Annotated in this window: 10 protein-coding genes; 2 read left to right on the top strand and 8 right to left on the bottom strand. The window is 63.9% G+C overall.

Annotated features, from left to right (window positions below):
- Positions 1 to 174: 174 nt before the first annotated feature.
- Both BLQ10_RS04450 and BLQ10_RS04445 read right to left on the bottom strand, forming a co-directional pair.
- Entirely contained in the window at positions 175 to 1,815 is a 1,641-nt protein-coding gene (locus BLQ10_RS04450) for a peptide ABC transporter substrate-binding protein (protein ID WP_091558914.1), read from the bottom strand.
- Positions 1,816 to 2,116: 301 nt separating this feature from the next.
- On the bottom strand, positions 2,117 to 3,943 hold the full coding sequence (locus tag BLQ10_RS04445; protein WP_091558911.1) for an ABC transporter ATP-binding protein: 1,827 nt from the start codon (positions 3,941 to 3,943) through the stop codon (positions 2,117 to 2,119).
- A gap of 78 nt (positions 3,944 to 4,021) precedes the next feature.
- Between BLQ10_RS04445 and BLQ10_RS04440 the strand changes: the two genes are divergently transcribed.
- Positions 4,022 to 4,648, top strand: a complete 627-nt coding sequence (locus BLQ10_RS04440) for a PH domain-containing protein (RefSeq protein WP_091558909.1) — start codon at positions 4,022 to 4,024, stop codon at positions 4,646 to 4,648.
- 24 nt (positions 4,649 to 4,672) lie between these two features.
- Here the strand turns inward: BLQ10_RS04440 and BLQ10_RS04435 are convergent, their stop codons facing one another.
- From BLQ10_RS04435 to BLQ10_RS04410, 6 genes are all read right to left on the bottom strand, one after another.
- Positions 4,673 to 5,806, bottom strand: a complete 1,134-nt coding sequence (locus tag BLQ10_RS04435; protein WP_091558906.1) for an ABC transporter permease — start codon at positions 5,804 to 5,806, stop codon at positions 4,673 to 4,675.
- Positions 5,807 to 5,832: 26 nt separating this feature from the next.
- Entirely contained in the window at positions 5,833 to 7,374 is a 1,542-nt protein-coding gene (locus BLQ10_RS04430; protein ID WP_091558903.1) for an ABC transporter permease, read from the bottom strand.
- A 179-nt stretch (positions 7,375 to 7,553) separates the two neighbouring features.
- Entirely contained in the window at positions 7,554 to 9,335 is a 1,782-nt protein-coding gene (locus BLQ10_RS04425) for an ABC transporter family substrate-binding protein (RefSeq protein ID WP_091558902.1), read from the bottom strand.
- Positions 9,336 to 9,828: 493 nt separating this feature from the next.
- Entirely contained in the window at positions 9,829 to 10,431 is a 603-nt protein-coding gene (locus BLQ10_RS04420) for a flavodoxin (RefSeq protein WP_254785398.1), read from the bottom strand.
- Between the two features lie 240 nt (positions 10,432 to 10,671).
- Complete coding sequence (locus tag BLQ10_RS04415; RefSeq protein WP_091558896.1) at positions 10,672 to 11,529, bottom strand: aldo/keto reductase; 858 nt, start codon at positions 11,527 to 11,529, stop codon at positions 10,672 to 10,674.
- Positions 11,530 to 11,605: 76 nt separating this feature from the next.
- Positions 11,606 to 12,979 (bottom strand): MFS transporter, encoded by a 1,374-nt coding sequence (locus tag BLQ10_RS04410; RefSeq protein ID WP_091558894.1) that lies wholly within the window; start codon positions 12,977 to 12,979, stop codon positions 11,606 to 11,608.
- A 130-nt stretch (positions 12,980 to 13,109) separates the two neighbouring features.
- Between BLQ10_RS04410 and BLQ10_RS04405 the strand changes: the two genes are divergently transcribed.
- Entirely contained in the window at positions 13,110 to 14,015 is a 906-nt protein-coding gene (locus BLQ10_RS04405; RefSeq protein ID WP_091558891.1) for a helix-turn-helix transcriptional regulator, read from the top strand.
- Positions 14,016 to 14,677 lie beyond the last annotated feature (662 nt).

Here is a 14,677-nt window from a genome sequence, read left to right as displayed (position 1 = left end):
GTTGTTCATCAAAGAACCTTTTCAGTATGGATGCAGGCCGGCGCCGGTTCACTCACGGCGGCAGGGCTGCGAAAAGTTCGCCCGAAGACCCGGGCTTCAAGAAAAATAAAAGGGAGGAGAAACACGACGACGGCGGAGGCCCCAGTAAGGGCGGCCCCCGCCGTCGTTTTGTTGTTACTTACCGGTTACGTTGTAGTACAGCGGGACGCCGTCCCAGCCGTAGTCAACGTTGCTGACCTTGTCGCTCCAGCCGCCCTGGGCAACCTGGTACCACAGGGGGATGGCCGGCAGGTCCTGGAGGAGGATCTCCTGGGCCTTGTTCATGGCCTTGTTGCCGTCGCTGACCGACGAGGCGTTCAAGCCGTCGGAGACGGCCTTGTCGAACGTCGGGTTGGCGTAGCCAGCGTCGTTCGAACCGGCACCGGTCTTGTAGATCGGGCCGAGGAAGTTGTACAGCGACGGGTAGTCTGCCTGCCAGCCGGCACGGATGGAGCCGGTGAGGGTCTTGGCGGTGGCGTCGTTGCGGGCTTCCTTGAAGGTGGCGTACGGCTTGCCTTCAACCTTGATGCCGAGCGTGTTCTTGAGCTGGTTGACCACTGCCTCAACCCAGGCCTTGTGTCCGCCCTTGTCGGCGTTGTAGGCAATGGTGAAGGTCTCGTTGGAGTCCCACTTCTTGATCGCGTCGGCCTTGGCCCAGGCTTCCTTGGCCTTAGTGGCGTCGAACTTCAGGTTGTCGGCACCGGGGATGGAGTCGCTGTAGCCGTCAAGCACGGGGGCCGTGAAGTCCTTAGCAGGCTGGCGTGCGCCGTTGAAGATCACCTTGGTGATCTCGTCGCGGTTGATCGCCATGGAGATCGCCTGGCGACGGAGCTTGCCGGCCTCGCCGCTCCATTCCGGCAGGTATTCCGGGATGGCGATGGTCTGGTTGCCTGCGTACGGCTTGTTGATGGTGCGGTCGCCGAGGTCAGACTTGAAGTTCTTCAGAGCGCTGGTCGGGATGGTCTGCAGGATGTCCAGGTTGTTGGACATCAGGTCCTGGTAGGCAGAGTCGTCGTTCTGGTAGATCTTGAAGGTAACGCCGGCGTTCTTGGCCTTGCGCGGGCCACTGTAGTCCGGGTTCGGAACGAGCTGGATCTGCACGTTGTGCTGCCAGCCGCCGTCTGCAAGCTTGTACGGGCCGTTGCCGACCGGCTTCTCGCCGAAGCCCTTCGGGTCCTTCAGCGCGCCGGAGGGAACCGGAACAAACGCGGTGTAGCCGAGGCGAAGCGGCCAGTCAGATTCCGGCTGCTTCAGTTCAACGGTGAACGTGTGATCGTCAACCACCTTCAGGCCGGACATGGTCTCGACGGTGGAGCCTTCTTTGCTGGCTTCGTCGTAGCCCTTGATGCTCTCGAAGAAGCCACCGCTGAGCTGGGCGTTCTTGGCTGCGGCGCCGAAGTTCCAGGAATCGACGAAGGTCTTGGCCGTGATGGCCTCGCCGTTCGTAAACTTCTGGTCCTTCTTGACCTTGATGGTGAAGTGCTGGCCGTCCTTGCCCTCGATGGACTCGGCGAGTTCGTTGACTGCCTTGCCGCTGGGGTCGTAGCTGACGAGGCCCGCGAAGATCATGTCGATGACCTTGCCGCCGCCAACTTCGTTGGTGTCGGCCGGCATGAGGGGACGCTGGGGTTCGGAGCCATCGGCGAGGATCACTTTGCTGGTGTCTCCGCCGGTACTGCCGCTACCGTTTGCAGCGCCGCTGGCACCGCATCCGGTCAGGGCGAGGGCGGCGATAGCCACCATGCCCAGTGCTTTGGAAGTGCGCGAAAAACGCATTCCGCCTCCTATGAGTTGTGGGAGTTCGTGAGGGAAAAACTTATGCTTCCCCGTAAGCAGGCACAGGGGTATCCCCTGTGACGTGCTTCATATGGAAGTAGCCTAGCCCTTAACTGTCCAAATGTTGGAACTCCGTTGCCAAACCGTGATCCGACAATCTCATGACGATTAACGTCAAGCGCGATGTATTTCAAGTCACACGCTACCGGCTGGTATTATTCGCCCGCCCTGTGACCCGAGTTACCCGCGGCTAACTGGAATCCGGCGGCTCTTCGCCCTGTTCTAACCCTCCGGGCAGAGCTCAGCTGGCCCCGGCCAGCAGCTGCGCGCGCAGTTCGCGACGCTCGCGTTGCTTGTCCGGATCCGGCAGCGGAACCGCCGCCAGGAGCCGCTGGGTGTAGGGCTCCTGGGGGTTGCGGAGGATCTGGTCCCGGGTCCCCTGCTCCACGATCCTGCCGCGCTGCATGACGCAGATCCGGTCGGCGAGCACGTCCACCACCGCGAGGTCATGGGTGACGAAGAGGCAGGCGAACCCCAGTTCCTTCTGCAGGTTCTGGAAGAGATCGAGCACCTTGGCCTGGACGGAAACGTCAAGGGCGGACGTGGGCTCGTCGGCGACCATCAGCTTCGGCTTGAGCGAGAGGGCACGCGCGATCCCCACGCGCTGCTTCTGCCCGCCGGAGAGTTCGTGCGGGTAGCGGTTGCGGTAGTCCCGCGGCAGCTCGACCTGGTCCAGGAGCGCCTCGATCCGATGCTGCAGCTCGGCGCCCTTCGCGACACCTGAGAGAAACATCGGCTCGCCGATGCTTTCGCCGATGGGCAGCCGGGGGTTCAGGGACGAGGACGGGTCCTGGAACACCATGCCGACATGCCGGCGCATCTCGTGCAGCTGGCGGCCGTTCCTCTTGGCGGCGGAAATGTCCTGCCCCACGACCCGCATGATGCCCGCCGCTACCGGCAGGAGGCCGACGGCTGCCCGGCCGATGGTGGTCTTGCCGGAACCCGACTCGCCGACGAGGCCGACCACCTGTCCGGGATAGATGACCAGGTTGGCCCCTTCCACGGCACGGAAGGCCGGGACCCGGCCCTGCTTCGGGTACTCGATGGCGACATTGCTGAGCTCCAGGACCGGCTCGCCCTTCGGCTTGGCCGCCTCGGCCGCGGCCAGGGCGGCGGCATTTTCGCGCTCCCGCCGGATCAGCTCGCCTTCCGGAATGGAGAGGATCTCGACGTGTGTCGCGGCGGCGAGAGCGGCGGTGACGTCCACGTCCCCCGCCGAATCCGCGCCACCCTGGCCCAGGTGAGGGACCGCGGCCAGCAGCGCCTGGGTGTATTCGTGCTGCGGGTTGTGGAAGATCTGCGCGGCCGTCCCGGTCTCCACGATGAGGCCCTTGCGCATGACGGCGATCCGGTCGGCGAGGTCGGCCACCACTCCCATGTCGTGGGTGATGAGGACAATGGCACTGTCCAGTTTGTTCCGCAGGTTGCGCATGAGGTCAAGGATTTCGGCCTGGACGGTCACGTCGAGGGCCGTGGTCGGCTCATCGGCAATGAGCAGCTTCGGGTCGCAGGATAGCGACTGCGCGATCATGGCGCGCTGACGCTGGCCGCCCGAAAGCTGGTGCGGGTAAGACCGGAAGGCCTTCTCCGGATCGGGCAGTTCGACAAGGTCCAGCATGCGCAAGGCCCGGAGTCGGGCTTCTTCCGGGGATACCTCATTGTGCAGACGCACAGTTTCCACGATTTGCGCCCCCACAGTGTAGACCGGGTTCAAGGCCGTCATCGGCTCCTGGAAGATCACCGCGACGTCCTTGCCGCGCACTGCACGGATATTGGCCTCATTGCTCCCCAGCAACTCACGGCCGGCGAGCTTGACACTTCCACTCACGCGGCTGTTACTTGGTAGCAGGCCCAGCAGCGCCATTGAACTGGCGCTCTTTCCGGACCCGGACTCCCCCACGATGGCGAGGACTTCGCCGGCCCGGACCTCGTAGTTCAGGCCGATCGCGGCCGGGACCCATTTTTTGTCAACGCCGAAATCCACGCTGAGGTCCCGGACCTCCAGGACGGTTTCGCCTTTGCCAGGCACGGGTGACGCCGGCGGATCGAGGGTGATGAAGTCAGTCATGATGGGCTATCCTTCCGCCCGGGCCGCCGGTGCACCGGGGATTAGTGCTGCGGCTCGGAATACTGAATTATTGGGGGCATGAGCTCTGCGCACGCCGGAAATGTTGAAGTCTTCAAAGCACGAACCAACAAATGGTTCGCGTGGCTGTCCTGGGCGGTGGCCGCGTTCGGTGTCGTTGTCTCGGTGGTCATGGCAGGTCCGGGGGCGCTGGGGGGCATCGCCCCGCTGGCCTTCATCGCCTTCATGGGCTGGCAACTGTTCTGGATGCCGTCCGTTGTGGTCCATGACGCCGGCGTCACCCTGGAAAATCCGTTCCGCTCGGTTGAGGTGCCGTGGGCCGCGCTGGTGCACGTCGATACCCGCTTTGCACTGACGCTGGTCACCGCCGAGAAGAGCTACACGTCCTGGGCCGCGCCCGCCCCCGGCATCTGGGGCGGCCGCCACGCCCGCCCGGAAGACCTCCACGGCCTGCCGGCAACCACCTACGGCCCCGGCAAGTCGGTCCGTCCGGGCGACCTGAGGAGCACAGACTCCGGCCAGGCTGCCATGCTGGTGCGGGCCCGGTGGCATGAACTGGTGGAAGGCGGGCAGCTCGCCGCTGGCGAGGCCTCCAGCACCGCCGCAACCGTCACCGTCCGCTGGGTGGCGATTGGCGCCGTCGTACTGCTCCTGGCGGCCAGCTACCTGGCCGTAAGCGCCGGCTAGCCCGGTCCTGCAGGGGGCCGGCATCTACTGGCCCCGTGTTCCGTCAACCGGTCCGTCGTGCCCGGGTCCCTCGGGCCGGAATCCCTCTTGCTCGGGCGCGTCGACGCCGGTGACAGCGCTGGCCTGTACTGCGGGACCGCCGTGTTCCTTCGCCTTCTTGGCATTGAACTTCTTCTGCCGCGGGTCAAAGGCGTCCCGCAGGCCGTCGCCGATGAAGTTGATGCTGAGGCAGATGAGCACGATGAACATGCCCGGGAACCAGAAGAGCCAGGGCCGGGTGGCGAAGGCCTGCTGGTTCTGCGAGATGAGCAGGCCCAGGGATGTGTCCGGGGCCTTGACGCCGACGCCCAGGTAGCTCAGTGCCGTTTCGGTGAGGATCGCGGCAGACATTGTCAGGGTCACGTTCACGATCAGGACGCCGACGGCGTTGGGCAGGATGTGCTTGAAGATGATCCTGGCGTTGCTGGCACCCGAAATCCGGGCCGCATCCACGAACTCGCGTTCGCGCAGTGACAGGAATTCACCGCGCATCAGGCGGGCCAGGGCGACCCAGCTGATCAGGCCCAGGAAGATTCCGAGGGCCAGGACGCCGTTGGTGGAAGTGAACGAGGCGAACCAGCTTCCCTGGTCCCGGCGGCCGGCGAGCTGTGCCATGACGGCGGCCAGCAGTAGGGCGGGAATGATGATGATGACGTCGGTCACGCGCATCAGGATGGCCTCGGCCCAGCCCCGGAAGTAGCCGGAGATGGCGCCGACCACCACACCGATCAGGCCGGCGATGAGGCCGATCACGATCATGATGGTGATGGACTGCTGCGCGCCGCGCATGGTCATGGCGAAGAGGTCGCGGCCGATCCGGTCCTGGCCGAACGGATGTTCGCCCCAGGCCAACGGCCACAGCGAGGACGTCGGTGCGCCGTCGTTGACCAGCGGGGAGACTTGCTCGTGCGTGTACTTCCACCAGCCCGGGATACCCAGGTAGCCCACGGAGGTGAAGGCAACGACAAAGATGAGGGCGAACACCACGAGGCCGACGATGGCGCCGGAGTGCCCGAGGAACCGCTTCCGGACGATCTGGCCCTGACTCAGGCCCTTGGCCTCGAGGACCGGCTCAATGCCGGCCGCGGCTGAAATCCGCGAGGCTGCATCTTCGGCCATGATTACTTCCTGCTGACTTGGCTGGCTCATGATTTTACCCTTACGCGCGGATCCAGTGCGGAGTAGGCCAGGTCCGCAATGAGGTTGAAGACCATGGCCGTGATGGCGACGCAGATGAAGACGCCCATGACCGGGTTGGGATCGACGTGCGCGATCCCGTCCAGGAACAGGAAGCCCATGCCGCGGACCGAGAAGACGGTTTCGGTAATGACGGCACCGCCGATCAGTGCTCCGATGTCGAAGGCGACGATCGTGGCGATGGGGATCAGGGCGTTACGGAAGGCGTGGCGCATGACTACGGTGCGCTCGCTCAGGCCCTTGGCCCGGGCCGTGCGGATGTAGTCCATGTTCATGATTTCCAGCATCGAGGAGCGGGTGAACCGAGTGTAGCTGGCCAGCGAAATGAGGATCAGGGCCAGGGTGGGCAGGATCAGGTGGGTGAATGAGTCAAGGCTCAGGACCCAGAAGTCACCCTGGATGTTCGGTGTAGTGGCACCGATGGTGGCGATAGGGCGGCCCCGCACGCGGCTGTTATTGAAGTAAGTGGGCCATGCCTGCATGTAGCGGTCCAGCAGGATCAGGAAGCCGACCAGGAACGAGGTGATGGCTGCTGCCCGCATGGACTGCCCGCGGTCGTAGCCTCCCACCAGATATCCGATGCCCATTCCGATCAGCACGAAGGCGATCGCCAGCAGCACGATCATCACGAACGTGGCCTCGTTGAGCAGCGGCTGAAGGAGGAAGTACAGCACGACGCCGACGCCGACGGAGATAAGTGCGGATTGCAGGGCCTTGCGGTTTTTCAGTCCGGCGGAGAGCAGGGTCACGGCGAAGGCGATGCCGACACCGGCGATGGCGATGATCACCGGGCCCAGGCCCGGGGTCTTGAACCATTCGGTGGCGGAAAAGTAGATGAGCACTGCGGTGACGAAGGCGAATGCGACGGCTCCGGCCAGCAGTCGACGCTTCATAGGCCCGCCCGCCGCGACGGCTATCAGTACGCCGGCGACGACGCCGATCCCGAGCGCCACTGTCAGCGGCACCTCGGGGTTTCGCAGGAAGTTGTTGAATCCGATGGCGCCGAATTCCTTGAGCAGGACCGCCACCCAGAAGATCGGCAGGGAGAAGAACAGGAAGGCCATGAACGTCACGCCATAGTCCAGCGTGCTGTACTGCCGCAGGGCGGTGATGATGCCCAGGGTGATGCCGATCAGGATGGCGAGCACGGTGGCCCCGGTGACTAGGGTCAGGGTCTGGATGAGCGCGTTGCCGAGGGCCTCAGTGACGGGCTGGCCGGCGATGTTTTTCCCGAGGTCGCAGGTGTTGGCGAACGGGATGACGCACTGGACCGCGCCGCCGAACCACTTGAAATACCGCAGCGGGGCGGGGGTGTCCAGCTGCAGGAGTTCGGTCCTCGCGTCCATCAGAGCTTGCTTCTGCGGCGTGGGGTTGGCGCGGAACTGTTCCAGGGGATCGCCGGACGCCGCTGTCAGGAGATACACGAAGTAGGATGCGCCGAGAAGAATGAGGGCGGCAGTCACAAGCCGCCGGAAGATGTAGGTCACCATTGGAATAGAACCTCGGAATTCGGGCCCGGGGATTGCCCGGACCGGTCGCGGAGTTTGGCCGGTTCCCGCCGATGTGGCGGCGGGACCACGGCATCGCCAGGGATGTCGCCAGAAAGGCGCCGGGACCGAAGAAGCTGTGGTCCCGACGCCTTTCCAGCAGTTTTACTTGCGGTCGCGGGCTACTTCTGCGCCCATTCCCAGAAGTTCCACCAAACGCCGGTCTGGTTCGGCATGTACTTCACACCGGTGACGCGGTCGCTGTATGCGTCCACGCCAACCGACTGGAAGAGCGGCAGGCCGTAGGCCGAGTCCCAGATCATCTTGTCGATCTGCTGGACGAGGCCGTCCTGCTTGCTCTTGTCGGTGGTGACAATCAGTTCGTCCATCAGCTTGTCCGCTGCCGGGTCGCTGAACTTGTTGAAGTTGGAGTCATTGCCGGACTTGAAGATCTGCGGGACGCCGGACACGCCGACACCGGAGTTGCTCCAGCCGAAGATGGTGGCGTCGTAGGTGCCGTCACCGAGGGCCTTGCCCCAGTCGGACTTGCCGAGGCCGCCGTCAACGATCTTGAAGCCGGCCTTGGTGGCGGACTCGCTGATCAGGGAGAAAGCATCGACACGGTTGGGGTTGTCCTTGTTGTACATGATGCGAACTGAGGGGGTGGCACCATTGAGGAGCTTCTTGGCGCCTTCGATGTCCACACCCTGGTAGGCGGAGGAACCGTTGTTCTTCGCGGAATCGGCGTACGGTGCCTGGTCCGGAACGAAGAGCTGCGAGTCAAGCGGTGCGGCCTTCGGGTCAAGCTTCTTGACGATCTTGTCGACGATGTCCGCACGCGGGACGGCCTTCATGAACGCCTCGCGGACGTTCTTGTCGGCAAACGGGCCGGAGTAGTTCAGGTCGATGTGGTCGTACGCGAGCTGGTTTCCGACGTCGACCGTCACGCCCTGGCTTTCGAGTGCCTTGAGCTGCTCTACGGTGTCAGCGGACGCCTGAGGGGCGATGATGTCGGCTTCGCCGTTCTTGAGCGCCTGGACCTGGGCGGGCGCCTCGCCGATGTAGCGGACGGTGATTTCGTCCAGGTTGGCTGTCGGACCCCAGCTGTAGTCCTTGTTCTTGACCATGGTCAGGGACTGGTCCTGGTTGACGCTCTTGACGATGAAGGGGCCGTTAGAGAGGTAGAGGCTCGGATCGGCCGGCAGGGTCTTGGTGTCAAAGCCGGTGTTCCACATGTCAGCCATGGTCTTGAGCTGGGCGTTCGCCGGCTTAGGGGCCTTGGCGTCGCCCCGGGGCATGCCCTTGAGGAGGTCGATGAACGCCTTGGTGTCTGCCAGGCCTGCCTTCTTGGCGAGGACGTGGGCCGGGATGTCGATGCCCGGGCCGCCGAGGGCGATTTCCCAGTCGGCGAAGGGCTTGGAGTACTTCAGCGTCATGCTTCGGCCGTCGTCACCGAGTTCCGGGAAGTCCGTGAGGGCAATACCGGTAGGGTCACCGGCGTAGGAGAAGTAGGACGTTCCGGTCTTCTTTTCGGCATCGGCGTCGTTGTAGTAGCCGGAGAAAGCGGCCCACTGCAGCACGAGGTCGGCCGCGGTGACGGGCGTGCCGTCTGACCACTTCACGCCGTCGTTGATGGTGTACTTGACCGTCAGCGGATTGTCGGAGACCTTTTCCATCTTGCCGAACTTCTCGTTGCGGACAACGTTGAGCTTGTTGTCGATGTAGAAGAAGCCCGAGTGGGTGGCATAGCTGATCTTTGAATTGATGTCAGTGTTGCCGTCGGCCGTGTTCGGGTTGAACGTGTTAAACGCGTTAACCTCTACCACGGTTGCCGATCCGCCTTGTTTGCCTGCTGCGGCCGCAGTGGTCGGGGTTGTCCCGCCGCTGTTGCCGGCGCAGGCGCTGAGGGCGATGGCAGCTGCTGCCGCCACGCCCACTGCTTTGGAAATACGACCCAAGCGCATTCCGCCTCCTTGTTTCTGTGGTGTGGGTGATTCCGGTGCCGAAAGCGCCGGACAGACGCCACACTCCCCCAGCGGCAGTGTGGTACGTCTCACATGGGATGAAGCGTAAACCCCGAAGGCCACTTGGAGCCACCAAAGTTGACTCACCGTAAAGTTCGTTATCGAGCTGCAACATTGGGCAGGTTCCGTGCGAGCCGCTTTACCCAAAAGCGTTGACGGAGGCGTAATAAAAGGATAAAAGAGCCGCACACAGAAAAAGCCCCGATTCGAAAATCGAGGCTCCTCCAGTTAATCGTTTATTACTTGGCAGAATTACCACACTGCCGGGCGGCGGACTCAAACATTGAAACGGAATTCAACCGCGTTCCGTCACGGAATAACGTCTGCTCATGACCACGGGTCGTTTGGAGTACCGCTCGCCCGTACCTCAGGGAGGTTTCATGTACTGCGCGCCCGTTAGGCATGGAGTAAGCGCTTGATTGGATTATGGAGCTCAGCTTGTCACGCTTGGTCGGCTTTGGAGGAATCCCGTGAGGCGCAGCCAGGATTGGACGGCAGGTCCGGCGTCGCGGACTTCCTCGCCCCGTACTGCGAGTCCTTCGCCGATGGTTGCACCCGGGCAGGATCGGGCGTAGTCCCGTTCGGTGGTGCCGAGTCCGCTCATGGCGTGGGTGGTGACGGGGTGGACCGTTTTTCCGCGGAAGTCGTGGCTCTCGGTGAAGGTCGTCATGATCATGGGGGCCCGGACGTTCCAGATGCCGCTGGCCAGCAGCACGGTGTCGTACTGGTCGATGGAGGGAAGGGGGTTGGCGATGCCCGGGCGGGCGTCGATATCTTGTTCGCGGACGTTCCGCGCGACGGTGGCGTCGTAGCTTTCCTGGTAGGGGACGGCGGCCTCGATCCGGTGCACGTCGCATCTAATGAGTCTGCTGATCTCGTCGACCAGGACCTGGGTGTTGCCGACGTCGAGGTTGGTGCGGCCGCCGTAGTAGTAGTTCTCGCCGGCACGGGAGAAGCAGGCCAGCAGAACCCGTCCGCCGTTTCCGGGGCCCGGAGCCCCCTGGGCGGAGCTGGGGACGGCTGGATTTGGAGGCATGGGCATGTTCCTTTCGTCCGGTGCGCAGGCTGATATGCCGATAGCGATCATGGCAGCGCCCAGGCCGGTGGCGGCAGAGTGCAGAACCGAGCGCCGGTCAATAGTTCTTGGATTTGTGTCCATCACGGCTCTCGGGGTCGGGGTAATGGTCAGCGTTCCTCGCTGATTCGGACGCGTTCCGGCTGCGGAGACTGCCCGTTGAGGTGACCGGTCGGTCACCCCAACGGACGGAGGGCCGGTTTAGTTGTAGCGGCGTCCGCCGAGCCAGCTGACCATGGCGGGGTCGCGGTGGTCGAAGAAGAGGCTGGCGCCGGTATCCAGTGCCGTGATCTGAGTCATGTGCTCATCGGTCAGGGTGAAACCAAAGACGTCGAGGTTCTGGGCCATGCGCTCTGGCCTGACCGATTTGGGGATGACGACGACCTCGCGCTGGATGAGCCAACGGAGCACGACCTGGGCGACGGACTTGCCGTGTGCCTCGGCGATCGCGCTGAGGACCGGATCGGTGAAGAGGTTGTTCTTTCCTTCGGCGAAGGGGCCCCAGGACTCGATCTGGACGCCGCGTTCGCGCATCAGCGCCTGATCGGCGGCGCGCTGGTGGAAGGGGTGGGTCTCAATCTGGTTGACGGCCGGGACGATTTCGTTGTGGTCGATGAGGTCGACCAGCCGGTCCGGATGGAAGTTGGAAACGCCGATCGCCCGGGCCAGGCCTTCCTTGTAAAGGTCCTGCATGCCCCGCCATTCGCTGTAATAGTCCCCGAGCGGCTGGTGAATGAGGTACAGGTCCAGGTAGTCCAGTCCGAGCCGGTGGAGGGAGTTTTCGAAGGAGCGCTTCGTGTCGTCCTGGACGCTGCCGGTGGGGGCGTGCTGGATCCAGAGCTTGGTGGTGACGAACAGTTCTTCGCGGGCGATTCCGCTGGCCTTGATCGCGGCACCGACGGCTTCCTCATTGCCATAGGAGGCTGCGGTGTCCAGGTGCCGGTACCCGGCTGCGAGGGCGGCCTCGACTGCGGTCTGGGTCTCGTCGTCGGGGATCTGGAAGACGCCGAAGCCGAGGATCGGCATCTGGACGCCGTTGTTAAGGGTCACGTTCTTCATTTGGGTTCCTTTGGTCGCGGTCTTGTTAGTGGTTGGTCTGCGGACGGGGTCGTGGGGGCCTGCTCTGGCACCGCCCTTAGTGTTGTGGCTGCTTTGCGTGCCTTAGTGGCAGGGACGCCGCGACGAAGATGAGGAGAACGACGGCGGTGATGCCGAAGCCGAAGCGGAGTCCGGTCATGAAGTCGTTCCCGGCGAGCAGGGCGCCGTAGATGGCGACGCCGAGGGAACCGCCGACCTGCCGGGCGGTGTTGATGACGCCGCTGGCGGTCCCCGCGTTCTGCGCCGGCACGTGGTCCATGACGAGAGCGATGATCGGGGGCACGGTGAAAGATCCGCCGAGCCCGACGGGGACCATGACGAGCGCCACGAGCAGGGTCGGCGCGTCGGCGGGGAGCAACCACAGACCGGCCAGGCCCAGGACCATGAGCAGTTGGCCCGCGGTGGTCATGGCCAGATTCCCGAACCTGGCCATCAGCCGGGCCGTGAGCGGGTTGAGGAGGGCGACGAGGCCGGTCATTGGCAGGAACAGCAGCCCGGTCTCCAGTGCGGTGGCACCGCGTTGCTGCTGGAAGTAGAGGCTTTGGAGGAATACGACGCCGTAGAAGGCTGCCATCGTGACCAGGGCTACGGCCAAGGCAGTGGAGACCGTGCGGGAACGGAACAGCCCCAGCGGGACCATGGGATGCCGTCCCCGTGCCTGCGCCAGCACGAAGGCGGCCGCCGAGGCCGCGCACGCGGCGAACAGGGCAAGGATCACGGGGTTCCCATAGCCCAGCTGCGCGCCTTCGATGATGCCGTACGTCAGGCTGGCCAGCGCCAGCACGGCAGTGATCTGCCCGAGCCAATCAAAAGGCGTTGGCCGCCGAGGCGACGGAACGACGCGGGCGAGCACCATGAGTGCTGCCGCACCGACCGGTAGATTGACGAAGAAGATCAGCCGCCAGTCGAGCTGGGTGAGGACACCGCCGAGCACCGGACCTGCTGCCGCGGCGATGGAGCCGCCCAGGCCCCAGTAAACGATGGCCCGGCCGCGCGCTGTTGCGTCGTGGTAGGCCTCCCGGATGAGCGCAAGGGAGCTGGGGGTGATCATCGCCGCGCCGATGCCCTGCAGGATGCGGCCGGCGATAAGTACCGGGAGATTCGGGCTGACCCCGCATGCCAGCGACGCAACGGTGAACAGGATCATGCCGAGTCCATAGGCGCGGCGGGCCCCAACCCGGTCCGAGAAGGTCCCGGAGAAGAGTTGCAGGGCCGAGAACATCAGGGTGTAGCCGGTGACGATCCATTGCAGGCCGGACAGGCCGCCTCCGAGGTCATTGCGGATCTGCGGCAGGGCGACGTTGACGATCTGGGCATCCAGGGCAACGACGAAGAACCCGAGCATGGCGACTATGAGCGACGCGCGGGGCCGGGTCACGGTTGTAGAAGGGGTAAGCGTGGATACAGACATGGTGTCCTTGCAGGATGGGAAACTGGTCTCATTCAAGAAAACCAGTCACTTCCTGCGCGCGGGAGTGCCTGCCGTGCGGTGTACTGGCAGTTCCTGTTAGCCCGGGCCGGGGCGTCGTAGCGTAGAGCTCATGGACAACAGTAAAGACGTCCGCGAGTTCCTCACGAGCCGGCGGTCACGCATCACTCCCGCCCAAGCCGGGCTGCCCGCCTACGGCGGGACCAGGAGGGTGGCCGGCCTCAAACGCGAGGAAGTGGCCATGCTCACCGGCGTCAGCACCGAATACTACGCCCGGCTCGAACGCGGCAACCTGCGGGGAGCCTCCGAGAGCGTCCTCGAGTCCCTCGCCGCAGCTCTTCAGCTCGATGAGGCCGAACGCGCTCACCTGCTCGACCTCGCCAGGGCGGCCGCGCCATCGCGGGAATCAGGAAAGCGCCGAGTCCGGTCGGAAGTCCGGCCCAGCGTGGGGCGGATCCTGGCAGGAATGACCGGCACCCCCGCCTACGTCCGCACTTCACGCATGGACATCGTGGCCGCCAACAGCCTTTGCTTCGCCCTCTACGACGGGATCCTCGGCCCCGACACCCTGCCGCTGAACCTCGCACGGTTCATGTTCCTCGACCCGCGCGCCCGGGACTTCTTCCTCGAATGGAACACCCTTGCAGATGACCTCGCCGCCGCAATGCGAACTGAAGCAGGGCGCAATCCGCGCGACAGGGCCCTGAACAGCCTCATCGGTGACCTCGCCACCGGAAGCACGGAGTTCTCGACACGCTGGGCCCGGCACAACGTCCGCTTCCACCGCTCCGCCCGCAAGACACTGCACAACCCGCTCATCGGAGACATCGAACTCACCGGAGATTCCCTCGAACTCCCCGGCGAGGGCCTGACGCTCATCGCATACACCGCGGAACCGGGAAGCCAGGCCCAACAACAACTCGACTTCCTCACCAGCTGGAGTGCAGCCGGAAAACATTGGGCCGAACCAACTTCAGCCAACGCGACCGCAACGAGCACGCCACCCAAAAGCGACTGACCTGGAGGGTCAATAACGGTGCGAAAAACCGCCCGCTATAGCTCTGCGAGACCCTGGTTCCCGTGATTTCATAAGGCCGCTGTTAGGACCGCAGTACTCCCTCCTCAAGCAGCTTTCTGCCGGAAGAGGGGGTACTTAAGTCATGCGGTTCTAGACGTTGAAGCGGAACTCAATTAAACATTGAATCTAACTTCAACCACGTTCCGTCACGGAAGAACCTCTGCCTCCCTCACGACACACTCGAGAGAGGACGTTGACGTTGCGAACTTCGACAAGCCGGATTCGTCTCGGGAACATCCGGCGGGCGGGTCTAGCACGGCGAGGCAGATCTGATATGTAGTTCGCGTCTGTCAAGGGCGTGGGGAAGCGGTCCCGGGCTGGGTTGTCCGGGACCGCTTCCTTTTTGGGTGGCCGGGAGGCGTTCGGTTCGTGGTCAGCGTGTCGTTGGCGACGGCGCGGTCAGACTGATATGCGCGGGTTGGTTACCGCAGGACGAGGTGTTCGGCTGGAGATTACCGCTGGTCTAGGAATGTCGGGCGTGGCCGTTGCGGGTTGCCCATAGATCAATCGCGGGTTTACTCCACGCGCTGCAAGAAACCACTCACCAGTTGCGTCCCGGCGGTTTTCCGTGGCCCGGTCGGGGGCACCGGAAGTCAGTTACG

This window comes from Arthrobacter sp. ok362 (assembly GCF_900102785.1).
Taxonomy (GTDB): domain Bacteria; phylum Actinomycetota; class Actinomycetes; order Actinomycetales; family Micrococcaceae; genus Arthrobacter.
The sequence above is the reverse complement of the archived record's forward strand: the minus strand, read 5'-3'. Positions and strand labels throughout refer to the sequence as shown.

What these genes read in the sequence shown, in the direction of transcription:
- BLQ10_RS04450 (WP_091558914.1), bottom strand. Translation starts at nt 1,815, where the DNA reads ATGCGTTTTTCGCGCACTTCCAAAGCACTGGGCATGGTGGCTATCGCC.
- BLQ10_RS04445 (WP_091558911.1), bottom strand. Translation starts at nt 3,943, where the DNA reads ATGACTGACTTCATCACCCTCGATCCGCCGGCGTCACCCGTGCCTGGC.
- BLQ10_RS04440 (WP_091558909.1), top strand. Translation starts at nt 4,022, where the DNA reads ATGAGCTCTGCGCACGCCGGAAATGTTGAAGTCTTCAAAGCACGAACC.
- BLQ10_RS04435 (WP_091558906.1), bottom strand. Translation starts at nt 5,806, where the DNA reads ATGGCCGAAGATGCAGCCTCGCGGATTTCAGCCGCGGCCGGCATTGAG.
- BLQ10_RS04430 (WP_091558903.1), bottom strand. Translation starts at nt 7,374, where the DNA reads ATGGTGACCTACATCTTCCGGCGGCTTGTGACTGCCGCCCTCATTCTT.
- BLQ10_RS04425 (WP_091558902.1), bottom strand. Translation starts at nt 9,335, where the DNA reads ATGCGCTTGGGTCGTATTTCCAAAGCAGTGGGCGTGGCGGCAGCAGCT.
- BLQ10_RS04420 (WP_254785398.1), bottom strand. Translation starts at nt 10,431, where the DNA reads ATGCCTCCAAATCCAGCCGTCCCCAGCTCCGCCCAGGGGGCTCCGGGC.
- BLQ10_RS04415 (WP_091558896.1), bottom strand. Translation starts at nt 11,529, where the DNA reads ATGAAGAACGTGACCCTTAACAACGGCGTCCAGATGCCGATCCTCGGC.
- BLQ10_RS04410 (WP_091558894.1), bottom strand. Translation starts at nt 12,979, where the DNA reads ATGTCTGTATCCACGCTTACCCCTTCTACAACCGTGACCCGGCCCCGC.
- BLQ10_RS04405 (WP_091558891.1), top strand. Translation starts at nt 13,110, where the DNA reads ATGGACAACAGTAAAGACGTCCGCGAGTTCCTCACGAGCCGGCGGTCA.